The sequence below is a fragment of the Halomarina oriensis genome (assembly GCF_009791395.1).
Taxonomy (GTDB): domain Archaea; phylum Halobacteriota; class Halobacteria; order Halobacteriales; family Haloarculaceae; genus Halomarina; species Halomarina oriensis.
The window spans coordinates 40,065-63,811 of record NZ_WSZK01000005.1 but is presented as its reverse complement, the minus strand read 5'-3'; the positions used below and the strand labels follow the sequence as shown (position 1 = coordinate 63,811).

Genomic DNA, 23,747 nt, shown 5'->3' with positions numbered 1-23,747 from the left:
ACTCCCCTCTGACGCGTCGACAGCGGGTGTCTCCCGTGGAGGGTCGACGATGACTACGGTGTGCGTTCACGGTCTCGGGTACGTCGGGCTCCCGACGGCCGCACTGTTGGCTCACAACGGGAACGAAGTCGTCGGCTACGACGTCGACGAGCGGAAACTCGACCGACTCCACCGTCGGGAGCTTCGCCTCGGCGAGGCGGACCTCGAACGTTACATCGTGGAGGCGCTCGACGACGGGACGCTCGTCCCCTCGAACACGGTCGAGCCGGCGAACGTTCACGTGATCTGCGTACCGACGCCGTTGGACTTCGAGGCCGAGCGTGCGGACCTGGAGTACGTCCTCTCGGCCGCGGAGGGTATCACGAACGTCCTCCGCGAGGGCGACACGGTCCTCCTCGAATCGACGGTCCCTCCCGGAACGACCGAGGGACCGCTCCGCGAGGCGCTCGAACGCTCGGGGCTCCGTGCGGGCGAGGACTTCCACCTCGCGTACTCCCCGGAGACGGTGCTGCCGGGGAACATCCTCCACGAACTGACGCACAACGACCGATTCGTCGGCGGTGTCGACCAGGAGTCGACGGACCACGTCGCCGCGCTCTACGAGCCGTGTATCGACGGGACCGTCCACCGCACGCCCGACGCGACCACCGCGGAGTTCGTCAAACTCGCACAGAACGCCTACCGCGACACGAACATCGCGTTCGCCAACGAACTGTCGAACGTCGCGCGCGACTACGGCGTGGACTCCCGCGCGGCCATCGCGCTGGCCAACCGCCACTCACGAGTCGACATCCTCCAGCCGGGGCCGGGCGTCGGCGGCCACTGCCTGCCCGTCGACCCGCTGTTCTTCGCACACGACTCGGACGCGCTCGACCTCATCTACAGCGCTCGTCGGGTCAACGACGGCATGTCGGACGTGGTCGTCGACCTGCTCGAAGAGCACTTAGGGACGCTGGCGGGCAAGCGTATCGCCGTCCTCGGCGTCGCCTACAAGGCGAACGTCGACGACACGCGCAACTCGCCGGGGCTGAAACTCGCCGGGGCGCTCCAGCAGGCGGTTCCGGAGAAGGCCATCGCCGACGGCGGCATGGCCGTCGAGACCCGGCTCTGTGACCCGATGGTCGACGACGACCGACTGGACCTCGTCGACGTCGACGAGGCGGTCACGGACGCCGACGCCATCGTCGTCACGGCCGACCACGACGCGTTCCGTGCCCTCGACGCGAACGAGATCCGCTCGAAGATGCGCGGCGACCTCCTGCTCGACACGAAGGGCACGATGGACGCCGAGACGTGGACGGCGGCCGGCTTCGACGTGGTCGGGCTATGACGGTCGCCGAGCAGCGGTCGCCCGCGCGTAGCCTCGGCCAGCGCGTCTGGATCGACCTCGCCAGCCCCTCGCACCCGGTCTTCTTCAAAGCCGTCGCCGACGGCCTCGACCGACCGACGGTCGTCACCGCCCGCGAGAAGACCGAGACGGTCTCGCTGGCCGAACAGGCCGGCTTCGAGTTCACCGTCCGCGGGAAGGACTACGACAACGAGTGGCTCCGCACCGCCGGCGTCCCCCTGCGGACGCTCCAGTTGGCGGCCGACACGCCCGACGCCGACGTGTCGCTCTCCCAGCGCAACGCGATGTGCGTGCTCGCCTCGAAGGTCCACGGCATCCCCTCCATCCACTTCACGGACAACGACATCACCTACTACCTCGACACGCCGCTCGTCGAGGAGGGGTTCAACTACTTCCGGGCGATGGCGACGGCCCACGTCGTCCCCGACGCGTTCCAGCTCGCCGAACTCACCGAGTACGGTGCGTCCCGCGACTCCATCCACACCTACGACGGGTTCAAAGAGGAGGTCTGTGTCGCCGACTTCGAACCGGACCCCGACTTCCTCGACCGCCTCCCGTTCGAGGAGTTCGTCGTCGTCCGGCCCGAGGCCATCGGGGCGGCGTACGTCGACCTCGAACCCGAGGAGTCGCTCGTCCCGCAGGTGCTCGACCGTATCGTCGACGCCGGCATGAACGTCGTCTACCTGCCCCGCAGACCGGGCGACCGGAAACACGCCGCGCCGTACTCGACGGACCGCGTGTTCGTCCCGGACGAACCGCTCCCCGGCCTCCAGTTGGCGTGGCACGCCGACTGTACCCTCACCGGGTCGGGGACGATGGGCCGCGAGGCCGCCGCGATGGCGAAGCCCGCGGTCTCCTTTTTCCCACATACGATGCTGTCGGTCGACCAGCGACTGGTCGAACAGGACCGCGTCTTTCACTCGCGTGCCCCCGACGACATCGTCGACTACCTCACCGGTCTCTCGAAGGGCGACGTCCAACCCGACCTCGACCGTGCACGGCGCGTGCGCGACGAGGTGGTCGACATCACCGACGGTGTCGTCGACGAGGTGACGCGATGAGCGTCGAGGGTGAGGGTGAGGCTGTCGAGACCGACGACGCCACCGCCCGCGTCGGGACGACGCCGCCCGCCCGCCGCGACGAGTTCCTCGCCGGACTCATGCTCGATACGCTCCGGTACGCCCGCGAGCGCGACTACACCGGCTGGGACTACTTCGACGGGATGAGTTCGCGCGTGCTGAAGGGCCTCCCGTTCGACAACAAGTGGGTCAACATCGCCGTCCAGGAGGGCATCAAGCGGGCGCCCATCAACCTCCGCCCGCTGTTCCTCGTCGAGCGCCGCCAGAACTACAAGGGCAGTGCGCTGTTCTCGATGGCGAACCTCACCGCGAGCGACGTCACCGGCGACGAGATGTACGACCGCGAGGCCGTCGAACTGGCGGAGTGGCTCGTCGACAACGCCGCCGAGGGGTTCGCCGGCTTCGCCGGCGGGCACACCCACGAGATGCAACTGCTCGACGAGCGCCGGGACGCGTACATGCCGAACGCGATTCCCACCTCGTTCGCGGTGAAGGCACTCCTGCGAATGGCCGAGCGGACCGGTGAGGAGCGCTACGCGGAGATAGCGAAGACCGCCACCGAGTTCGTCTACCAGGACCTGGAGTACCGGGAACTGGAGGGCGGTGCCCGCATCAAGTACCAGCCCGAGTACACCGGCGAGTTCTACACGCTCAACTGCGGGGCCATCGCCGCCCGGATGCTCATCGACCTCTACGAGTACTTCGGCGACGAGGAACTCAGAGAGCGCTCTGCGAAGCTGCTCGACTACGTCGCCACGAAACAGCACGACATCGGCGGCTGGACCTACCGCGACCCGCCCAGCGCCTCACACCTCTCGATGGACAACCACCACAACGGGTTCATCATCGAGGGGTTCCTGCGCTACCGCGAGGTCACCGGCGAGGACCGCCACGCCGACACCATCGAGACGTCGCTGGAGTTCTACCGCAACGTGCTGTTCGAGGACGATGGCGCACCGAACTGGGAGGAGGACGCGAAGTTCCCCAAGGACATCCACGCCGCGACCCAGGGTATCATCGTCTTCTCGATGGCCGGCGACCACGCCTTCGCCCGGCGTATCGTCGACTGGGTGCTCGGGAACCTCTACGCCGGCAACGGCAGGTTCTGGTTCCGGAAACAGCGCTTCTACACCAAGCGCTTCACGCTGATGCGCTGGTGTGAGGCGTGGATGGCGTACTCGCTCGCCGAGCATCTCCGGTACTCGATGCTGGACGGCGAGACGACGGACGACCCGACGGCGGAAACGGAGGCCGACTAATGGACTACGAAGCGATCGGTAACAGCATCCGCAAGAACTGGAACGACGCGAACTGGTGGCGCTCGGTCGTCGCGCAGTTCGCCGTCGAGAAGTGTGTCGTCAAACCGTACTTCCAGTACAAGGGCAACGACGGCTTCTACGTGATGGACGAGGACTGGGACAACCTGCTCATCCTCGACGCGTGTCGCTACGACATGTTCGAGCAGCAACACCAGCTCCCCGGAACGCTCGAATCGCGCGTCTCGCGCGGGTCGAACACCCCCGAGTTCCTCCGCGAGAACTTCGAGGGCGAGACGTTCGAGGACACCGTCTACGTCACGGCGAACCCACAGATCAACGTCCGCCTCCCGAGCGGGACGTTCCACGACGTCGTCTCGGTCTGGCAGGACCACTGGGACGACGAGTTGAACACGGTCCACCCGGAGGTCATGAGCGAGGAGGTTCGGAAGGCCGCCGAGCGCTACCCGGACAAGCGTCTCGTCGCCCACTACGTCCAACCGCACTACCCGTTCGTCGGACCCACTGGTCAGAAAATCGGTGCACAGGCGGGGATGGAACTGTCGAAGCGGATGGCCGACGGCGACGACGCCGAACAGGACAACGAACACGTCTGGGACAAACTCAAGCGCGGGAAGGTCGATACGGCCACCGTCTGGGAGGCCTACCGCGAGAACCTCGACATCGCGCTCGAATCGCTCCCGGACCTCATCGACGACCTCGAGGGCACCACCGTCGTCACCTCCGACCACGGCAACCTGCTCGGCGAACACCCCGAGCCGTGTCCCGTCCCGATGGGCCTCTACGGCCATCCCGAGGGCGTCTACAGCGAGCACCTCGTGAAGGTGCCGTGGCTCGTCATCGAGGGTGCAGAGCGCAAGGAGGTCGTCGCCGAGGCGTCGACCGACGACGAACTCGTCGAGGGCACCGAAGAACGGCTGAAAGACCTCGGCTACCTGTAGTTCGCTCGGAGGTCCGCGCTCTCGTTTCACACCGCCTCACTCCAGCAGCGACGCGACCCGCTCGGATGAGACGCGAAGTACCTTCCCGTCGTCCTCGGCGGTGTTGAACGGGTTGACGAACAGGCCGCGCTCGTCGGCGGCGACGTAGACGTACCCCGACGCGGACTCGACGCCCGGTAACGAGTCCGCCAGCGCGGGTTTCTTCTGGTAGCTCGCCAGCGTCTCCCAGCGTTCGAACCCGGAGGCCGACGAGGAGACCAGCACGTCCGCCGTCCCGGTCCGGTTGACGGCCCGGTCGCCGTCGGCCGTCGAGTCGGTGCCCGTCTCCGTCGCCGTGACCAGTGCGACGTACTGCTCGCCGTCGTGGTCCCACGTCTCGGCGTAGAACACCGACCCGGAGGCGACACCGACCGTCTCGATGGCGTCCTCGTCGAGTCGTTCGCCCGGTTCGCGCTCGGCCAGCGTCTCGCGGTCGAGGCGCTGGATGCGGTTCTCGTCGGCGTAGAGGCAGTCCATCCCCCACAGCACCGCGTCCTCGGTGAACGCGAGGTCGACCGCTCGCCAGCGCTGACTGCCGGTTCCGACCACGTCCAGCCACGGGCCGTCGTGCTCGTCGTCGCCAGCGTCGTCACTCCCCTCGGACGCTGTCTCGCTCCCTTTCTCACCGTCTCGGAGGAGACAGAGGCGACTCTCCGAATCGCGGTCACCCGTCGTCACCCACACGTCGTCGGTGTACGGGTCACGGAGGACGCTGTGGACGTGGCGCACGCCGTCGACGGCGAGCAGGCGTCGCCACGAGCGGCCGTCGTCCGTCGAGACGAGGAGGTGGGCGGTGTCCGCGCCGAGCGGGTACTCCCCGAGCAGGAGACGGTCGCCGTCACGGCAGCATGCCGTCGGGAGGACTCCCATCGGCCCCGACGACCGGGGGAGTTCGTACACCGGCGTCCAGGTTCGTTCGCCGTCGTGGGAGGCGACGAGCCAGCGGTTGAGTGTCGCCAGCGTCACCGCGTCGTCACGCCAGACGTTCGTCGTCGGGAACCGCCCGACGAGACGGGAGAGGAGACGCCACGGCGACCCGGTGAACAGTTCGCGTCGGAACCACCCCGCGAGCCGTGGATTCGGGAGGTCGCCGTCCGCGACGAACCGGCCGACGCCGTCGCTCCCGTTCGTGCGCTGTTCGGTGTAGAGCGTCCGTGCCGTACTGGCGTACAGGCGACCGTCGTGGATGCCGTGGAGCCGCATTCGTCCGGGGTACTCCGCCCCGGAGGGTCAAAGCTTCGTGTCCCGGTCGTCGCCACCGACCGCCGCGGGTCTCACTCGACGATGAGCGTCGCCTCGACGAGGTTGCCGACACCGCGTCGGAGCCGCTGTGACACCGCCCGCGGCGTGATGTCGAACTGCTCGCCGAAGTCCGCCAGCGTCGCCCGTCGTGGCGTGTCGTAGTACCCACCCTCGTAGGCGGCGACGAGCGTCTGCCGCTGGCAGTCGGTGAGCGCCGACTGAATCGTCGCCGGGCCGGAGAGGCGCTGGACGCCCTCGACCGTGACGTCGATACCGTGGTCGGTGGCCGTCCGCTGGAATCGGTCGACGTCTCCCCGGTTCTCCGCTCGGACCTCGAACGACCACCGTTCGTCGTCGCCACCGCCGGCGAGTATCGTCATCCCCGCGTCCGCGAACAGGTCGAACAGCGACGGACCGCTCGCCTCCGGGTCGCGTGCGACGGTACAGAGCACTCCACCGTCGACGTGGTCGACCACGTCGAGCGTGACCGTCGTCCGCTCGTGGACCCGGTCGAGGTAGTCGCCGGTGTCATTCGTCCAGACCCACAGCGACAGCGGGGAGTCACACTGCACCGTCCGTTCGAGTTCGAAACGGACACCCTGCGCAACGAGCGCCCGACCGAGGTCGAACGCCTCCGCGCGCACCGACAACTTCCCTACGACTGTCATTGTATTCAATACTGAACTGTTTCCTCGAAAGGATTGTCCCGAACAGTAGTGGTGTGCGAGGCGGTCACGGCCACGGTGAGCGCCGCGCCCGACCCATAGGGATTAGGCATCGTTCGGGGCGGGCGACACGAGGGCGTCGAGCACCCGTCGCCAGTCGTCGGCCGCACCGTCGTAGGAGTACTCCTCGCCGATGGTCGCGGCGTTCGTTCCGAGTTCCTCCCGGAGGCTGTCGTCGTCGAGGAGCGCTTCGAGCGCGTCGGCGAGCGCCGTGGGCGTCATCGGGTCGACGACGAGTGCCGTCTCCTCGTCACGAGCCACGTCGGGGACGTTCCCGACGGGCGGGACGACGCTCGGGAGCCCCGTCGCCATCGCCTCGACGAGCGTCAGCGGCAGCGCGTCACGCTCGGAGGTGAGGACGAACGCGCCCGAGCGGTGGTACAGTGAGAGCGGGTCGTCGACCCACCCCGGTCGGTCGACCCGGTCGGCCAGCCCCGCCGCTCGAACCCGTCGCTCGACGCCCGCCCGGAGTGGTCCGTCCCCGGCCATCACGGCGGTGAACGGCACCCCCCGGTCGTCGAGTTCCGCCAGCGCGTCGACGAACCGCTCGGGCGCTTTCTCCGGGTCGAACCGACCGATCCACAGCAGGTCGTACTCGACCTCCTCGTCGGGTGCGGGTCGGAACCGGTCGGCGTCGATGGGGTTGACGAGTCGGAACGAGCGCCGGCGGGGGACGCCGAGTTCGGCGAGTCGGTCACGGAACGGTTCGCCGGGGACGGTGACGGCGTCGAACCGCCGGACCAGCCAGCGGACGAGCGGCCCGTACCGAGCGGTCGCGTGGACGTCGAGGTCGATACCGATGATTCCGAGGTGGGTCGGTGCGTCCGCGAGTCGCCCGGCGAGCAGGGCGACGACGCCGTTGGGTAACAGCGAGAACGAGGCGACGGCGTCGTACCGGCCACGGCCCCGGAGGGCGGTGACCAGCGCCGCGAACGCCATCAACAAGAGTGTCAGCGGCCGGTAGCCGACGTCCGGGACGGTGACGTACTCGACACCGTCGACGCTCTCGTCGCCGTCGACACACACCATCGTCACGTCCGCCGACCGGGTCAGCGGGCCGACGTGACGGGCTATCTTCCCGAGGTTCTTCACCGAGTAGACGACCAGCACCGAAGGTCGAACCACGCGCTCGTCGGGCGGTTCGACGTCCTGCTTCGACATTCGTCCCTCGATTCGGCGGAGACGGGCTTTGTTATCCGCGCGCTATGTGGCGAAAGCGGGTCGCTGTGTGTGGCCGAAGCGCGTCGCGGGTCGTCGGAGAAAAGAATCGTGTGCTATCGCTCTCGTCGGTCCGGCCCGGTTCAGACGTAGCCCAGCTGTTTGAGCCGGTCCTCGACGACGTCGTGGTCGACGTCCTCGGTAGCGACCGGCTCCTCCTTCGTTATCTCGCGGCGCGGGCCGTTGTCGTAGACGTGCCACGGGACGCGGACCAGTTCGTCGAGGTACGAGCCGAGCGGGTGGCCGTACATCCTGATCGGTAGCGGGAACGCCCGTTCGCCGAACGCCTGGCCGTGGTCGGCGGTGACGACGGTACGTCCCTCCAGGTCGTCGAGCAGCTCCGAGACGTGGTCGAGGACGATGTCGAGGCTCTCCTCGGTACCCTTCACGAAGTACTCGTCGGGGATGTCGAGGTTGCCGGCACGCTTCTCCGCCCAGATGGCGAGCGTGTCGATGTCGAAGTGCTCGCGGCCCGTCGGCCCGATGAACGGGTAGTGGGGCTGGAGGTAGTGGACGATGAGGCGCTTGTTCGGGTAGCGCTCGGCGGCCTCGCGGGCGTACTCCCCGAGCGTCTCGGGCATGACGGTCCGCAGGTCGTCGTCCCAGCCGTCCTCCTGCCAGACGTTGACGACGGCGTGGAGGCTCGTGTTGAGTTCGGACTTGTTGCGGTGGAGCATCGGACTCGCGGTGACGTAGACGGTGTCGGTCAGGTCACGCTCCGCGAAGTTCGCCTGGAGGAACTCCCAGGTCCCCGACCCGCGGGAGATACGCGACTCGGTCCGGCCGGGGAGGTCGTTGCGCTCACAGAACATGTCGTGGCGACACGCGTCGAGGATGAGCAGGTTGTCCCAGTCCTCCTCGAACAGGTCGACGCCCTCCTCGTTGTACGACCAGCGGTTGAGCCGTCGGTAGGCGAGTCGGTTGAACTCCTCGGGGATGAGCGAGGGCGCATCGAGTGCTCGGCGAACCTGAGAGAGCGAGTACATGGTTCTCACGAAACCGTCCGGCGGCATAGTTATGAGTTCTCTACTGCTCGTCGAGGCCGTTCGCCGTCACAGTGTACCGGTCTTCCGCCGCTCGACGACCGCTCGCTTCGCCCGCTGGAGGGTCCGAAAGAGCGGTCGTCCCCCGAGCGAGAGCAGCAGTATCAGGTAGGCCTGTCCGCTGGCCGGGTTCGCCCGAAGCGCCCGCCGTGCGAACCGGCACGCGTCGGCGTGGTTGCCGACTTTGAGCGCCGACATCCCGACGACGTTCGCCCGCGTGGAGACGAGTTTCCGCTCGGCCTCGGGACCGTACTCCGCCGCCAGCGGACGGAACGTCTCGACGAACAGCGGGTAGGCCACGTCGCGTTTCGCCTCGAAGTCGTCGGTGATCTGTCCGTGGTCGCCCATCCGGTGGACGACCAGCGGGTCGGCGATGGAGTCGACCAGACAGTGCCGTGAGAGTCGAATCGGCCACTCGCGGTCCTGCCAGCACGGGAACCGCTCGTCGGGGGTTCCCGCCGCCTCGACCACCTCGCGCCGGACCATCAGCGTCGAGAACGTCCCGAACGGCTCGCCGTAGAGCAGGTTGAGCGTCGCGTCACCCGAGAGGGTCGGACGGAGCACGTTCGACGTCTCGCCCCCGACCTCGTAGCGCAGGCCGGTGGCGACCACGCCCACCTCGGGGTCCTCGAACGCCGCGAGCTGTCGCTCGACCTTCTCGGGGAGCCAGACGTCGTCGTCGTCGATGAACGCGACGAACGCGCCGTCGCTCTCTTCGATGCCCGTCGTCCGGGCGGCGCTCGCTCCCCGGTTCTCCTCGTGACGGACGACACGGAGCCGACGACCGCCGGGGTCGACACCGGCCACCTGCGGTTCGACGGGGTCGGGCGAGCAGTCGTCGACGACGACCACTTCGACGTGGTCGTAGGTCTGACCGAGGACGCTCTCGACGGCCTCCGTGAGGTACTCGGGGCGGCCGTACGTCGGGACGACCACGCTCACCAGCGGTGCCTCGTCGCTCATCGGTTCGAACTCAGCGGCCCCGGCGACTTGGTTAGGTAGCCCCTGTCCCCGTGTGAGTCCGATACCACTCCGTCGGACGGGACGGTCTTAGGAGTGGTATAACAATGGCCGGCTGGGCGAACTGATGGACAATGACTGGTACGTACGGCACGAAAGGGACGATGTGGGGATGATACGTCGTCTCGCTCGTCTCGTTCGCAGTGTGCTCTCTCCCGGCGACGGGCTGACCGAACGCACGGTCAAGGGCGGAATGTGGGTCGCGGCGCTCAACGTCTCCGACCGGATGCTCCAGTTGGTGCTGATGATCATCCTGGCGAACCTGCTGGGGGCCGCCGAACTCGGGCTGTTCGGTATCGCGCTCGTCGTCATGAGCGGCGTCAAGCGGTTCTCGCAACTCGGACTCAATCAGTCGCTCATCTACGACCGCGAGGAGAACGTCGACCACATGCTGAACACGGCGTGGCTGCTCGACATCGCTCGCACGTCGTTCATCGCGCTGACGCTCGTCGTCATCGCCCACCCGTTCGCCGGCCTCCTGGTCAGCGGGGACGCCGCCACCGCCGGCCGCGCGGCCGTCCTCATCCAGGTCATCGGCCTCGGCCAACTGTTCGTCGGCCTCGCCAACCCCGGCATCGTCTACTTCCAGAAGGACCTCCAGTTCCACAAGCAGTTCTTCTACTCCATGTCCGGGTCGGTCGTCCAGTTCGGCGTCGCCATCGGCTACGCCTACCTCGTCTCGGAGACGGCGATGGCGCTCGTCCTCGCGTTCGTCGCCAGCGACTTCGTCCGCATGCTGGCGTCGTACCTCCTGCACGACTACCGTCCGAGCGTCTCGTTCGACGTCCCGTCCGCCCGCAGTATGATCAGCTACGGGAAGTGGCTCACCGCCAACTCCATCCTCTACTTCCTCTACAGCGAGGGCGACGACCTGCTCGTCAGCGGCTTCCTCGGCCCGCTCGCGCTGGGGTACTACCAGCTGGCTTACCGGTTCTCGAACGCGCCCGCCACCGAGGTCACACACGTCATCTCGGGGGTCGCGTTCCCGGCGTACTCGAAGGTCCAGGACAACACGAAGGCGCTCCGGGAGGGCTTCCACCGTACCCTCCAGATGACGACGTTCCTCTCGTTTCCGCTCGCCATGGGTATCTTCGCCATCACGCCCGCGTTCGTCGACGCCTTCCTCGCTCCGGAGTACGAGGCGATGGTGCTGACGATGCAGATTCTCGCTATCTTCGGGCTGACGCGCTCGGCGGTGGCGACGTTCGGGCCGGTGTTCAAGGCGACGGGCCGTCCCGACCTCATCGCCAAGTTCTCGACGGTCCGCGTGCTCCTGCTCGGTCTCGGCCTCCCGGTCGTGCTCTGGCAGGCCAGCAACGGCGGGCTCCCGTACGGACTGACCGGCTACGAGGGAGCCGCGCTGGTCATCCTCGGCGTCCAGCTGTTCCCGATGATGGAGATAGACGTGTTCTACGCCGCTCGAATCGTCGAGACGAGCTACACGCGCATCCTGCGTGACGTGGCCTACCCGCTGGTCGGGAGCGTCGGGATGGCGGCGGCGGTCATCGCCGCCGACCGGATGCTCGACGTCGCTCCCGTCGCCGAGTTCGTCGTCCTCGCTGCCCTCGGAGCGGTGGTCTACGCCGGTGCCGTGCTCGTGCTCGACCGTTTCGGCTGGGGTGTGGGCCGGAACGTCAGAACGATGGTCGCGTCCATGGCGGGGTGACAGATGGGGCTCCGCTCACTCCTCAGTCGGCTGGTCTCCTCGGGTGGCTCGCTCGCCTCACAGACGGTCCGTGGCGGTATCTGGCTCGGGCTGACGAACGGCGGCGTCCGGGCGCTCCAGCTCGTGATGCTTGTCATCCTGGCGCGACTGCTGTCCCCCGAGGAGTTCGGGCTGATGGGCATCGCGCTCCTCGTCATCGCCGGGCTCACACGGTTCTCACAGCTCGGGCTCGACGAGGCACTCATCCAGCGTTCGGAGGCCGTCGTCGACGACTACTTCGGCACCGTCTGGGTGCTCCAGCTCCTCCGAGGGCTCCTCATCGCGGGGATCGCCGTCGTCGCCGCGCCGTTCATCGCGGAGTTCTTCCGCGAGGACCCCGGCAAGGTCGTCCCGCTCATCTACCTCATCGCGCTCGGTCCCATCGCGCGTGGCCTCCAGAACCCCGCCATCGTCTACTTCCAGAAGGACCTCCAGTTCCACAAGCAGTTCGGGCTGGTCGTCGCCCGAACCGGGACGCGCGTCGTCGTCTCCATCGGCTACGCGGTGTTCGTCGCCGAGACGGCGTACGCGCTGGCCGTCGGCTACGTCGCCGGCTACACCGCCCAGCTCGTCGTCTCGTATCTGGTCGCCGACCGTCTGTTCCGCCCGTCGTTCGAGATGGGCAAGGCACGCGAACTCGTCAGCTACGGGAAGTGGCTGATGGGCGCGGGGATGCTCTCGTATCTCTACGGCGAGGGTGACGACGTGCTGGTCGGACGGTGGCTCGGCACGCAGGCGCTGGGGTACTACCAGCTCGCCTACCGGCTGTCGAACGCACCCGCGACGGAGGTGGCACAGACCATCTCACAGGTCGTCATGCCCGCGTACTCGAAGATCCAAGACGACATCCCGGCGGTCAGAAACGGGTTCAGACGGACGCTCCGGCTCTCGACGCTGGTGTCGTTCCCGCTCGGCGTGGGTATCATCGTCGTCGCCGAGCCGTTCGTCGCAACGTTCCTCGGCAGCCAGTGGGCTCCGATGGTGGTCCCGATGCAGGTGCTGACCGTCTACGGCATCCTGCGGTCGGTCCGGACGCCGGCCGCGCCGCTGTTCAAAGCGCTCGGCCGACCCGACCTCATGACGAAACTCCAGGTCGTGACGCTGGTCACGCTCGCCATCACCGTCTACCCGCTCGTCGTCGTCCTCGACTACGGCCTGACCGGGGCGGCCATCGCCGTCGTCCTCTCGGGAGCGGCGTACCTCCCGCCGGCGGTCTACCTCGTCAGACGACTCATCGACGAACGGGTCCGGACGCTCGTGCTCGTCCCGGCGTACCCCGCCGTCGCGAGCGTCGTGATGGGCGCTGTCGCCTACGCCGCACAGGAGACGGTCATCGCGGAACTGGGTAGTCAGCCGGTCGGGTTCGTCGTCGGCGTGGTCGTCGGTGCCGTCGTCTACCCGGCGGTGCTCTACGTGCTGGAGTGGCAGTTCGAGTTCGGGCTGAACGACCTCCTCCGCCAGTTCAGACAGGGTATCTGAGCGTCCCTCCGAGCGGGGTATGAGAACACTTATCAACTCTCGCTCGTGCGATTGTCACATGCAACGACGCGTCTTTCTCGCCGGACTGGCCGGGGCAGCCACGACGCTCGCAGGCTGTTCGGCGCTCGGCGGCGGTGGCGGTGGTGAGGAGAGCGGGACGGGGACGATCCGGATACGGAACACCGACGCGATGCCACGACAGGTCACCGTCTCGGTCAGCGGCGGCGGCGAGACGTACCTCGAAGAGGAGACGGTCAACCTCGCGCTGTCCGGCGACAGCGCCTCCCGGACCATCGAGAACGTCTTCACCAGCGAGGCACCGGAGACGGCGACGCTCACGGTCCAGGTCAGCACCGAGGACGCACAGACCTACGAGTGGTCGGTGAGCGAGATGTCGACGGTGCAGGTGACGGTCACGTCGGGCGGCGGCGTCGAGTTCGGCGCACCGGAGTGACGCCGCCACGGGTCTCCCCCCGACCGTCTCACTCGTCCACGCTTCGATACATCACCGTTCGACTCTCGCCGCGCACGTCCCACTGCTCACGCTCGCTCTGACGGCGTCGAAACCGTCGGTCGACGAGCCACGGCGAGGGCCGCGGCCGACGAGACGACGAGACTCACGACCCACGCCGAGAGGACCAGCAGTCCGTCGACCACCGACAGCGCCAACAGCGGCACGACGATGGCTCCACAGAGGACGATAGCCGCGAACGTCACCAGCGCGTCGAGATCGACCGGGCGTACCATACTCGGAGCGACGACGGGATCGGTCTAAGTTAGACACTCTCTGACACACCTACTGCGGTACCGACGGCGGCTCTCCGGCCCGGCCGTCGGCGGGGTGGGTTGAGTGGTGACACGGTTAACCGACAGTTTGGGACGGTTGGTTTCGAGACGCGCGCGGCGAGCGGACGTATAGGCTGGCTATTACAATGCCACCAGGACCGGATGATTCGGTATGAACCTTACCGGCAACGTGTCGTTCCCGACCGGAGCGAGGTACCGTCCGTGAAGTCGGCCATCCAGCTCTACACGCTCCGCGACATCGACGAACCCCTCCCCAACGTGATTCGCCGCGTCGGCGACGCCGGCTTCGACGGCGTGGAGTTCGCCAACCGACTCCCCGAAGCCGACCCCGACGACGTGGTCGCCGCGCTCGCCGAGGCGGACGTCGAACCGATCGGCGCGCACGTCGGTCTCCGCGAACTGGAGGCCAACCCCGGGGGCTGTGCCGCTCGCTACGCCCAGGTCGGCGTCCGCCGTCTGGCGATTCCACACCTCCCGCTCGCACACTACCGCACGCCCAAGCGTATCGACGCGCTCGCACGCCGACTCGACGACCTCGGTGCTCGACTCGCCGACCACGGCGTCGCGTTGCTCTACCACAATCAGGTCCACGACTTCGTCCCGCTCCGTCGGCTCTCGGCGTTCGAACGCCTCGTGACGGCCGTCCACCCGTACACGAAGGGCTGTAGCAAGCCCCAGACCGCCGTCGGCCTGGCCGGCGACCGGCTCCACGACTCGCTCACGTCGCTCGACGACGTCGTCCCCATCGAACGGACCGCGTTCGGCCGGCTCGTCGACGCGACCGACGACGACTACGTCTCCTTCGAGGTCGACGTCGGAGCGGCGACCGCCGCCGGACAGGACCCCCGCGACGTGCTGTCGTTCGCCGAACCGCGAACGCCGCTCGTCCACTTCAAGGACACGACGGTGAGCGACTACCACGGTCCGCTGGCGGACTGGCACTCCGTCGACCCGAACACCGGCGACGTCGACTTCGACGCGGCGCTCGAAGCCGCGGAGGACGTCGGCGCGGAGTGGGCCGTCTTCGAACACGACGCGCCCGACGACCCGATACTCGCGCTTCGGCAGGGGAGCGACGCGTTCGTCCGGTCGGTCCGTCGTCTCTCTCCCGGTGTGTAGACGTTCTCCCGGACGAAACTGTCTGTTATACGATGGGTTTGTAACCCATAACTATGGCCCCGTTCTCTCTCCATACAGTCAATGCGCAGGTGTCGCTCGCTGAACGCTCGCCACGGTCTGTTCGCTATCGTCCTCGTCGGGGCGGTGGTCCGGCTGTACGGGTTGGGTGGCGAGAGCCTCTGGACTGACGAACTCATCACGCTGGAGTTCGTCCAGCAGTACTCGACGCTCGAGTTGCTCGTCCGGATTCCGCTCGAACAGCCTCACCTGCCGCTGTACTACGTCGTTCTCGACCTCTGGGTGAGCGTCGCCGGCACGTCGGCCACGGCGCTGCGGTTCCCGTCGGTGGCGTTCAGCGTCCTCGCCATCCCGTTCGTCTACCTCGTCGGTCGTGACCTGTTCGAGGAGACGGCGGGGCTGGTCGCGGCGCTGCTGTTCGCGCTCACGCAGTTCCACGTCTATCACGCACAGGAGGTACGGATGTACAGCCTCGTCGCCCTCCTGACGCTCGTCTCGCTGTGGCTGTTCGTCCGACTGTTCGAGGAGACGGCGACGCGACGGACCACGGTAGCGTACGTGCTCGCAACCGTCGCACTCGTCCTCACACACCCGTTCGCCGCACTCGTCGTCCTCGCCGAGGGCTGTTACGTCGTCGTTCGACTCGCCACCGGACGGTCGGTGCCACGAGCGCTGACCGTCGGTAGTGCGGCCATCGCCGTCGCGTTCGTCCCCGTCGCCTTCATGGTCCTGACGCGGTTGAGCCTCGGCGGCACGGCGTCGACGCCGTTCCCCTACATCCCGCCGCCGACGCCCGGCCTGGTTGCCCGTGTCACGCTCCAGTTCTTCGCACAGACGGCCGTCCCGGCGCTGTCGCTGTTCGTCGGTGCCGTCGTCGTCGGTGGGCTCGCACTGGGGGTGACCGACGGCTGTGTCTCGAAGTCCCTCTCTCGAAGCCCCCGAGCGACGCTCCGTGGCCTCCGTGAGCGAATCGAGCTCTCCTCGGAACCGGGCGTCGAACTCCTCGTCGTCTGGCTGGTGGCGACGTTCGTCGTCCCCATCGCCGTCTCGTGGGTACTGTTCCCCGTGTTCTGGCCACGCTACGTCCTCCCGGCGTCGCTCGCCCTCTACCTCCTGATCGGCCGTGGCGTCACTCGCGTCAAACGCCCACAGCTTCGGGTCGCCATGGTCGTCCTGTTGCTCGTCGCCGTCGTTCCCGTCACGGCCTACGAGTTGACGACGGACACGCGCGAGCAGTGGGACGAGGCGACGGCGTACGTCGAGAACGAGGCCAGCGAGGGCGCGCTCGTCGTCGTCGCCGACCAGATTACCGAACGCGGGTTCGAACACTACCGGACGCGCTCGGACCTCGACGTCGAGGGGGTCGTCGTGGCGGACTCCGGCACCGGCCGCTCGCCGACGACCGACGAGGAGATCAGTGCACTCCTGGAGGGTCACGACGAGGTGTGGCTAGTGTTCTCTCACACCGATTCGTCAACCGAACGGGAACTTCAACGGCTCACGAGGGAGAACGGCTACGTGAGCGACGAAAAAGCCGAGCGTACATTCGTCGGAGTGACCGTTCACCGGTACGAGCGGGAGGGTGAGCGATGAGCGACGGTCCCTCCGGTGAGGCTGAAGATAACGTGGTGGGAACCGATTGCAACAGTTTCGCCCCCTCGGGAGGGTCTGACCCCTCTAAACACGGTGGTAACGTAGACAGAGACACGACAGGAGCGACCCCGTGGACAACGGACCGGTCGCTCGTCGGCACACGCATGAGCACAGTACACGAGATTCGGCGGGAGGAGCGAACCGTTGAGCAGTCGGCCGACCGGACCACACTCGAGACGCCGTTCGTCTCGGTCATCGTCCCGGTGTACAACGACCCGGAGGGGCTTCGAGACACGCTCGACACGCTCGTCGGACAGACGTACGACCACGAGCGCTACGAGGTGCTCGTCGTCGACAACCGCTCGCTCGACGACACGCGCGCGGTCGCCGCGGACTACGCGAACTCCCACGACAACGTCCACGCGCTCGACGAGCGCCGCCGGCAGAGTTCCTACGCTGCACGGGTTCGCGGTATCAGACGCGCACGCGGTGACGTGCTGGCGTTCATCGACGCGGACATGACCGTCGACACCGACTGGCTCGAACAGGCCATCGAGCGGATGGAGGCCGACGAACTCGACTACATGGCGTGTAACGTCCAGCTGTACGCCGACGGCGAGGAGACGTTCGCCTCGCGGTTCAACCGGGTCAACGGCTTCCCCATCGAGAAGTACGTCGACGAGTTGCACTTCGCACCGACGTGCTGTCTGCTCGTCCGGTCGTCGGTCGTCGAGGAGGTCGGTCCCTTCGACGTCCGGTTCGTCTCCAGTGGTGACCGCGAGTTCGGCCAGCGCGTCCACGAGGCGGGGTTCGAGATGGGGTACGCCGCCGACGTCTCGATGTACCACCCCACGCGCACGTCGGTGAAGTCCCTCCTGAAGAAGGCCATCCGCATCGGCCGTGGGAAACACCAGATGCGAGAACTCTACCCCGAACGCTACGGCCACCCGCTCGCACTCGTGTTCTACCCGGGGCTCTACACCCCCTCGCCGCCCAGCAACGTCCGCAGTTCCGTCGAGGAGTGGGAGGACCTCGACCGGACCGAGAAGGCGCGGTTCGTCGCCCTCTCGAACGGGCTGAAACTGGCTCGTGCCTACGGGACGGTCCGGGAGGCCGTCGAGCGGACCGTCAGCCGCGAGTGACGCCGCCTCGAGAGCGTCTCACGGTAGCCGGAGAATAACAAGATAGCGACCGCGCCATCCCCCGGTATGGAGCCGACCGATTCTACTCGCCGGAGTGGTGAGTGTCGTGAGTGAGGTTCGCGTGGGACTGCTCGGTGCCGGCAACATCGGGACCGTCCACCTCCAGTCCACCCGTGGCATCGACGGCGCACGCGTCGTCGCCGCCGCCGACGTGGTCGCCGCGAACCGGACCCGTGCGGAGAACCAGGGCGTCCCCCGGACCTACGAGGACTACACCGACCTACTGGCCGAAGAGGACGTCGACGCCGCTATCGTCGCCCTCCCGCCGTTCCTCCACGCCGAGGCCGCCGTCGCGGCCGCGGAAGCCGGCTGTCACGTCTTCGTCGAGAAGCCGTTCGCCCGGACCGTCGAGGAGGGTCGGCGCATGCTCGACGCCGCCGAGGAGAACGACGTCTCCGTCGGTGTCGACCACACGATCCGCTACCAGCCGGAGGTCCGGAAACTGAAGCAACTGTACGACGAGGGCCGTATCGGGGACGTCCCACTGGCCTCTATCGCCCGCATCAACAACGGCCCGTTCAGCGCTCCCCCCGCCCGCGAACCGGTCTCGGGGTGGATGCTCGACCCCGACGCCACCGGCGGCGGCGCGCTGATGGACCTCGGCGTCCACCTGTTCGACGTCCTCGAACACTTCTTCGGCGAGTTGACCGTCGAGTACGCACACGTCGACTCCTCGATGGACCTCCCATACGAGGACAGTGCGCTCGTCGTCGTCTCCACCGAGGCCGGGACGCAGGCGACCGTCTCCGCCGGGTTCTTCCAGTGGGAGACACCCCCGGAGATAACGGGCTACTTCCGGCTGGAGGGCGTCGCGGACACGCTCCGCAGCGAGGACTACCTCCCCAAACAGTTCACCGCCTACGCTGCGAAGTCCGCACTGGAGAACGTCTCCAAACGCGCTCGCGGTCAGGAGCCGGCGTACTTCAAACCGACGTACTACTACCAGGCGCACTACCACGCGCTGAAGGACTTCCTCGACGCCGTCGGTGCTGGCGAGGAGCCGCCCGTGAACGGCGCGGCGGGCTTGCGGATGGTCGAGCACGTCCAGACGGCCTACGAGATGGCCGAGGGGACCGCCGCCGCCCGTGACGCCGGTGCGGACGTGGAGGTGACCGATGACTGAGCGTCCGGCGACCCCCCGACTCGTCGGCCGTCGAGCCGACGTCTCGGGACCGGGGCTCTCGGGTGCCGTGACGGACCTGGTCGCCGACTGTGCGCCCGACCTGGACGAGGCGCTCGTCGTTCCGGACTGCCACTACCCGTTCCACCCCTCGACGGGGATGGTGACGAACCCGGACGTGGTCGAGGCGCTCGTCGAAGCGCTCGCGGCGTCGGCGGACGTGACGCTCGCCCTGCCCGACTCCGAGTGGGTCCAGAACGCCCCCTCCATGCTCGGCTACGAGGACGTCGCCGACCGGACGGGCGCGGACACGCTCGCCCTCGGTGAGGCCGAGACCGTCGAGCGCGTCGTCCGCACCGACGACGAGCGCCACACGGTCACGGTTCCGGCACCGCTCGACGAGCGGCCGGTCGTCGCCGTCCCGACGCTCCGTGCGGACCCCGACCTCGCCGCCGCGATGGTCACCGTCGCCGAGGCGGCGACCGGGTCACGCGCGACGACCGACGTCGTCGCGGCCAGCGCCGTCGTCGACCCCGACTTCGTCCTGCTCGACGGGACGTACACCTACACGGGCGCACCGCACCGCGCACGGTTCCTCGTCGCGGGGACGGACGCACCGGCCGTGGACCGCGCCGTCGCGCCCGTCGCGGGGCTGAAACCGAAGCAGGTCCCCTACCTCCGACCGTTCGGCGTCGGCCGCGAGGCCATCGAGGGCCTCCACGCGGAGGACCTCGCCGCCGAACTCCCGCACGAGACGACCGACCCGAACGGCGGCGAGATGCCCGAGATAATGGGTACCGGCTTCCGCCTCTACGCGAAGGTGACCGGTGACCTCGTCCCGCCACAGTTCACGGGGGGCAGCGATGACTGACCGCGCACTCGTCACCGGCGCGACGGGCTTCCTCGGGAGCCACCTCGTCGAACGCCTCGTGACCGAGGGCTGGGACGTCACCGCCACACGCCGTGAGAACAGCGACACGAGCGCGCTCGACGACCTCGACGTGACGTGGGCCGAGGCGGACGTCCTCGACGCCGACGCCGTCAGCGAGGCCGTCGCGGGCCACGAACGGGTGTTCCACCTCGCCGGTATCGGCCTGCAGGCGGCGGACGCTCCCGTCGTCGAACGGGTCAACGCCGAAGGGACGCGCAACGTCCTCGAAGCCGCCCAGGCGGCGGACGTCGAGCGGGTCGTCTTCACCTCGACGGCGGGCACCCGTCGCCGGACGAACGGTATCGCTACCGAGGACGACGTCGCCGACCCCATCGGGGCGTACCAGCGCGGGAAGGCCGCCGCCGAGGAGCTCTCCGACGAGTTCGGTGAGCGGGGTCTCGACGTCGTGACGGTCCACCCGACGTCCATCTTCGGCCCGCGCGACGAGGAGTTCACCGGCCGGCTGCTCTCGATGGCGTCGGACCCGAAGATGGCCGTCCACCCTCCCGGCGGTGCGAGTTTCGTCGGCGTCGAGGACGTCGTTGAGGGCACCGTCGCGGCGATGGACCGCGGGCGACCGGGCGAACACTACCTGCTCGCGGGCGAGAACCTCCGGTACGACGAGGCGCTCGACGTCATCGCCGCCGAAATCGACGGCCACGCACCGCTCGCACAGGTGCCACCGCTGGCCATCCGAACTGCGGGACCGGTCGTCGGCGCCGTCAATCGCGTGCTCGGAACACGGATGTTCCCGTTCGACGCCGAGATGGCTCGGCTCTCGACGCGGGAGCTGTTCTACAGCCCACGGAAGGCACAGCGTGACCTCGACTACAGCTATCGGCCGCTCCGGGAGCTAGTGCCCGAGGCGTGGGAGTGGTACCGCTCCGAGTTCCACGCCGCGGCCGACGAGTAAGCGCCCTCCACACGGCACGGCCGCTCACGAAGCGTCGTGGCCGTATGAATGGGCTTCCCGGGCCCGCAGAGCACGAAGTTTTTAGTTGGCACACGAACTGGCACGCGAACCGGGGAAGCTACCAGCGTGTTTCTCCTTGCGGATATTAAGTCTTCGCCCGTAAAGACGCGTCTCACAGGCCACGTCGAAGGTCGGAGCGACGAGCGACGCTCAGTCGTCGTTGGCGCTCAGTTCGGTGTCGGCCGCCGTCTGCTGGTTGAGCTCCGCCCAGACCGTGAGGAACTCGCTGAACAGCGTCTCGGGCAGGCGTAGCTGGAGGTCGACGACCTGTTCGTCGGTGCCGTCGGCCGGTTCGACGACGGTGAACGTCGGTAGTGGCTGCTCGTCGTCGTGAGCGGTCGTCCGGACCGCGATACCGCTCTCGTCGAACCCGACGTCGATGTTGGAGACCGTCGTCCGGTACTCCTTGCCCCCAGAGACGGTCCGCGTGTTGATTCGGGTCCGCTCGTCGAGCAGGCCGGCGTTCATCAGCCGGTTGAGCCGACGGTAGATGGTCGCCTCCGAGACGTCACAGACCTCGGCCAGCTCGCCGACACTCCGTGCGTCGGCCGAACAGGCCGCGAGAATCGTTCGGGAGACGTCGTCGCCGAGGTGGTCCAACACGTCTGCCGGGTCGGGTCGGTCCGACTCCTCGCTCACCGTCCCCCCCGTCCCGGCCGCGATGGTGTACTGACTGGACATCCGTTCGTGCTTCCGTCCACCGGCGAGCCATATGTACCCATAGTATTGTGCGACTGTCACGAATCCCGACGGTCCGACGTAGGCGGTGACTGAACTCTACTACCGCAGTTCGTGCGAACCGGCATAAATGGCTTGGCCGAGCCCGTTCGACGGGTATGGGGACCATACCCCCACTCACAGCCACTACCGAGTGCTCCGACTCGCCGACACGTTGGTTGCAGTCACTGCGAAACGAGGCCGTGGCGACGGCCGCCGTCGCCACGCGAAAACGAGAGTCAGTCCGACCCGTTACTCGACCGTGACGCTCTTGGCCAGGTTGCGCGGCTTGTCGATGGGTCGTCCGAGCTGGTCGGCGGCGTGGTAGGAGACCAGTTGAAGCTGGACGTTGGCGAGGATGCCGGCGACCTCCGGGTGGCTCTCGGGAATCGGGAGGTGGTAGTCGGCGAACTCGACCTCGCTCTCGAAGCTGGCCGGCGCGACGACGATGACGGGCGCACCGCGCGCCTGCACCTCCTTCAGGTTGCTGATGACCTTGAGGTCGTCTTCGCCGGTGATGACGCCGAAGACGGGCGTGTTCTCGGTGACGAGCGCGAGCGGCCCGTGTTTCAGTTCGCTCGCGGCGAACCCCTCGGCGTGCTCGTAGCTGATCTCCTTGAACTTCAGCGCGCCTTCGAGCGCCACGGAGTGGGCGGGGCCACGCCCGAGGAAGAAGTACGAGTCACAGCCGTACAGCGCGTCCGCGATCCCCTCGGCGTTCGACTCGTCGAGCACCTGCTGGACGTCGCCGGGCAGGTCGGCGAGCCCCTCCAGCAGCGAGCGGACCGCGGCACGCTGGACGCCCGTCGAGTCCTCGGCGATGCGCTCGCCCAGCAGCGTGAGCGCGACGACCTGCGAGGAGAACGTCTTCGTCGCGGCGACACCGATTTCGGGGCCGGCCCGGATGAACAGCGACTCGTCGCACTCGCGGGTCACCGACGACCCGACGACGTTCGTCACGGCGAGCGTCCGTGCCCCCGCGTCACGCGCGCGACGGACGGCGTTCATCGTGTCGGCGGTCTCGCCGGACTGCGTGACCGCGACGACGAGCGTGTGCTCGTCGATGGGTGCGGGACAGTCGGCGTACTCGCCGGCCATGTAGGCGTTGGCGGTCATCCCACGGGCGGTGAGCTGAGCGGCGGCGTACATCGACGCGTGGTGGGAGGTGCCCATCGAGACGAACTGGACGCGCTCGACGTCCTCGAACGCACCCGCGTCGAACTCCTCCAGCGAGACCTTCCCGGCGAGCGTCTCGATGCGCCCGTGGATGGTCTGACGGAGGGACTCGGGCTGTTCGTGGATCTCTTTGAGCATGAAATGCGGGTAGCCCGACTTGCCGGCGGCCTCGGGCTCCCAGTCGACGGTGTCGACGTCGCGGGCGAGCGGGACGCCCGAGAGGTCGGTGATGTCGTAGCCCTCCTCGCCGACGACGACGATGTCGCCGTCTTCGAGGTAGACGACACGGTCGGTGAACTCTCGGAACGCGGGGACGTCGCTGGCGAGGAAGTACCGGCCGTCGGCCTCGCCGAGGACGAGCGGCGAGCCCTGTCGAGCGGCGTACACCTCGTCTTCACCGTCGACGAGGCAGGCGATGGCGTAGCTCCCCGAGAGCTGCTGGACGGCCGCGCGGAAGGCGGCTTCCGTCGACTTGCCCGCGGTCAACTCCTCCTCGATGAGGTGGGGGACGACCTCGGTGTCGGTCTCGCTCTCGAAGCGGTGACCGCGCCCTTCGAGGTCACGGCGGAGCGTCTCGTAGTTGTCGATGATCCCGTTGTGGACGACGGCGACGTGCCCCGTGCAGTCCTGGTGTGGGTGCGCGTTCGCGTCGGTCGGCGGTCCGTGGGTCGACCAGCGCGTGTGGCCGATACCGATGGTTCCGGTCGGACGGTCGGTGCCGAGCGCCTCACGGAGCCGGTCGAGTCGACCCTCGCGTTTGACGACGTTGAGTCCCCGGTCGTCGGGGACGGCGATGCCCGCGGAGTCGTACCCACGGTACTCCAGGTTGCCGAGGCCAGTCAGCAGACCGCCGACGGCGTCGTCGCCGCCGACACACGCGGTGATTCCGCACATCAGCGGTCCTCCGCCCGATCCGTCGTCGACGGTGTATGGCCGTGACTCGTGCGCCAGATGAACATTGTTATCGACGAGAGC

At 67.8% G+C, this 23,747-nt stretch carries 21 protein-coding genes; 13 read left to right on the top strand and 8 right to left on the bottom strand.

Annotated elements, in window-relative coordinates:
• Window positions 1-49 precede the first annotated feature (49 nt).
• From GQS65_RS01690 to GQS65_RS01675, 4 genes are read left to right on the top strand one after another with little or no spacing between them, the layout of a single operon-like run.
• Complete coding sequence (locus GQS65_RS01690; protein ID WP_158202941.1) at window positions 50-1,330, top strand: nucleotide sugar dehydrogenase; 1,281 nt, start codon at window positions 50-52, stop codon at window positions 1,328-1,330.
• On the top strand, window positions 1,327-2,409 hold the full coding sequence (locus GQS65_RS01685; RefSeq protein ID WP_158202940.1) for a DUF354 domain-containing protein: 1,083 nt from the start codon (window positions 1,327-1,329) through the stop codon (window positions 2,407-2,409). The genes GQS65_RS01690 and GQS65_RS01685 overlap by 4 nt, the downstream gene beginning before the upstream one ends.
• Window positions 2,406-3,686, top strand: a complete 1,281-nt coding sequence (locus tag GQS65_RS01680) for an antibiotic ABC transporter permease (protein ID WP_158202939.1) — start codon at window positions 2,406-2,408, stop codon at window positions 3,684-3,686. The genes GQS65_RS01685 and GQS65_RS01680 overlap by 4 nt, the downstream gene beginning before the upstream one ends.
• The gene (locus tag GQS65_RS01675; protein WP_158202938.1) at window positions 3,686-4,645 is read left to right on the top strand and encodes a hypothetical protein; all 960 of its coding nucleotides are present in this window, start codon (window positions 3,686-3,688) and stop codon (window positions 4,643-4,645) included. Before GQS65_RS01680 ends, GQS65_RS01675 begins: the two co-directional genes overlap by 1 nt.
• A gap of 36 nt (window positions 4,646-4,681) precedes the next feature.
• Here the strand turns inward: GQS65_RS01675 and GQS65_RS01670 are convergent, their stop codons facing one another.
• The 5 genes from GQS65_RS01670 to GQS65_RS01650 form a co-directional block, all read right to left on the bottom strand.
• Window positions 4,682-5,887: a glycosyl hydrolase gene (locus tag GQS65_RS01670; RefSeq protein ID WP_158202937.1), complete on the bottom strand. Its 1,206-nt coding sequence runs from the start codon at window positions 5,885-5,887 to the stop codon at window positions 4,682-4,684.
• A 71-nt stretch (window positions 5,888-5,958) separates the two neighbouring features.
• On the bottom strand, window positions 5,959-6,594 hold the full coding sequence (locus GQS65_RS01665; RefSeq protein ID WP_158202936.1) for a helix-turn-helix domain-containing protein: 636 nt from the start codon (window positions 6,592-6,594) through the stop codon (window positions 5,959-5,961).
• A 102-nt stretch (window positions 6,595-6,696) separates the two neighbouring features.
• A complete protein-coding gene (locus GQS65_RS01660; protein ID WP_158202935.1) occupies window positions 6,697-7,812 on the bottom strand; it encodes a glycosyltransferase in 1,116 nt (371 codons plus the stop codon).
• A gap of 140 nt (window positions 7,813-7,952) precedes the next feature.
• Window positions 7,953-8,855: a hypothetical protein gene (locus GQS65_RS01655; RefSeq protein WP_158202934.1), complete on the bottom strand. Its 903-nt coding sequence runs from the start codon at window positions 8,853-8,855 to the stop codon at window positions 7,953-7,955.
• A 66-nt stretch (window positions 8,856-8,921) separates the two neighbouring features.
• Window positions 8,922-9,875 (bottom strand): glycosyltransferase family 2 protein, encoded by a 954-nt coding sequence (locus GQS65_RS01650; RefSeq protein WP_158202933.1) that lies wholly within the window; start codon window positions 9,873-9,875, stop codon window positions 8,922-8,924.
• 169 nt (window positions 9,876-10,044) lie between these two features.
• On the opposite strand from GQS65_RS01650, the gene GQS65_RS01645 reads away from it, so the two are divergent.
• The 3 genes from GQS65_RS01645 to GQS65_RS01635 are packed head-to-tail and all read left to right on the top strand — an operon-like array spanning window position 10,045 to window position 13,570.
• Window positions 10,045-11,598 carry a lipopolysaccharide biosynthesis protein gene (locus GQS65_RS01645; RefSeq protein ID WP_158202932.1) on the top strand — a complete coding sequence of 518 codons (1,554 nt, stop codon included), beginning with the start codon at window positions 10,045-10,047 and terminating at the stop codon, window positions 11,596-11,598.
• Window positions 11,599-11,601: 3 nt separating this feature from the next.
• Window positions 11,602-13,116 carry a lipopolysaccharide biosynthesis protein gene (locus GQS65_RS01640; RefSeq protein WP_158202931.1) on the top strand — a complete coding sequence of 505 codons (1,515 nt, stop codon included), beginning with the start codon at window positions 11,602-11,604 and terminating at the stop codon, window positions 13,114-13,116.
• 58 nt (window positions 13,117-13,174) lie between these two features.
• Complete coding sequence (locus tag GQS65_RS01635; RefSeq protein ID WP_158202930.1) at window positions 13,175-13,570, top strand: hypothetical protein; 396 nt, start codon at window positions 13,175-13,177, stop codon at window positions 13,568-13,570.
• Between the two features lie 86 nt (window positions 13,571-13,656).
• On the opposite strand, the gene GQS65_RS01630 is transcribed toward GQS65_RS01635, so the two are convergent.
• Window positions 13,657-13,863: a hypothetical protein gene (locus GQS65_RS01630; protein ID WP_158202929.1), complete on the bottom strand. Its 207-nt coding sequence runs from the start codon at window positions 13,861-13,863 to the stop codon at window positions 13,657-13,659.
• A 261-nt stretch (window positions 13,864-14,124) separates the two neighbouring features.
• Here GQS65_RS01630 and GQS65_RS01625 point away from each other — a divergent pair, with 261 nt between their 5' ends.
• The 6 genes from GQS65_RS01625 to GQS65_RS01600 all read left to right on the top strand — a co-directional run bounded on the left by GQS65_RS01625 (window position 14,125) and on the right by GQS65_RS01600 (window position 20,819).
• Window positions 14,125-15,042, top strand: coding sequence for a sugar phosphate isomerase/epimerase family protein (locus GQS65_RS01625; protein ID WP_158202928.1), 918 nt, complete (start codon window positions 14,125-14,127; stop codon window positions 15,040-15,042).
• Window positions 15,043-15,123: 81 nt separating this feature from the next.
• Complete coding sequence (locus GQS65_RS01620; protein ID WP_158202927.1) at window positions 15,124-16,653, top strand: glycosyltransferase family 39 protein; 1,530 nt, start codon at window positions 15,124-15,126, stop codon at window positions 16,651-16,653.
• A 164-nt stretch (window positions 16,654-16,817) separates the two neighbouring features.
• Window positions 16,818-17,795: a glycosyltransferase gene (locus tag GQS65_RS01615; protein WP_158202926.1), complete on the top strand. Its 978-nt coding sequence runs from the start codon at window positions 16,818-16,820 to the stop codon at window positions 17,793-17,795.
• A gap of 106 nt (window positions 17,796-17,901) precedes the next feature.
• A complete protein-coding gene (locus tag GQS65_RS01610) occupies window positions 17,902-18,978 on the top strand; it encodes a Gfo/Idh/MocA family protein (RefSeq protein ID WP_199268381.1) in 1,077 nt (358 codons plus the stop codon).
• Window positions 18,971-19,846, top strand: a complete 876-nt coding sequence (locus tag GQS65_RS01605) for a hypothetical protein (RefSeq protein ID WP_158202925.1) — start codon at window positions 18,971-18,973, stop codon at window positions 19,844-19,846. Before GQS65_RS01610 ends, GQS65_RS01605 begins: the two co-directional genes overlap by 8 nt.
• On the top strand, window positions 19,839-20,819 hold the full coding sequence (locus tag GQS65_RS01600; protein WP_158202924.1) for an NAD-dependent epimerase/dehydratase family protein: 981 nt from the start codon (window positions 19,839-19,841) through the stop codon (window positions 20,817-20,819). Before GQS65_RS01605 ends, GQS65_RS01600 begins: the two co-directional genes overlap by 8 nt.
• Before the next feature lie 210 nt (window positions 20,820-21,029).
• Here the strand turns inward: GQS65_RS01600 and GQS65_RS01595 are convergent, their stop codons facing one another.
• Together GQS65_RS01595 and glmS are read right to left on the bottom strand one after the other, a co-directional pair.
• A complete protein-coding gene (locus GQS65_RS01595) occupies window positions 21,030-21,560 on the bottom strand; it encodes an ArsR/SmtB family transcription factor (RefSeq protein ID WP_158202923.1) in 531 nt (176 codons plus the stop codon).
• 288 nt (window positions 21,561-21,848) lie between these two features.
• The gene (gene glmS / locus GQS65_RS01590; protein WP_158202922.1) at window positions 21,849-23,666 is read right to left on the bottom strand and encodes a glutamine--fructose-6-phosphate transaminase (isomerizing); all 1,818 of its coding nucleotides are present in this window, start codon (window positions 23,664-23,666) and stop codon (window positions 21,849-21,851) included.
• Between the last annotated feature and the right edge of the window lie 81 nt (window positions 23,667-23,747).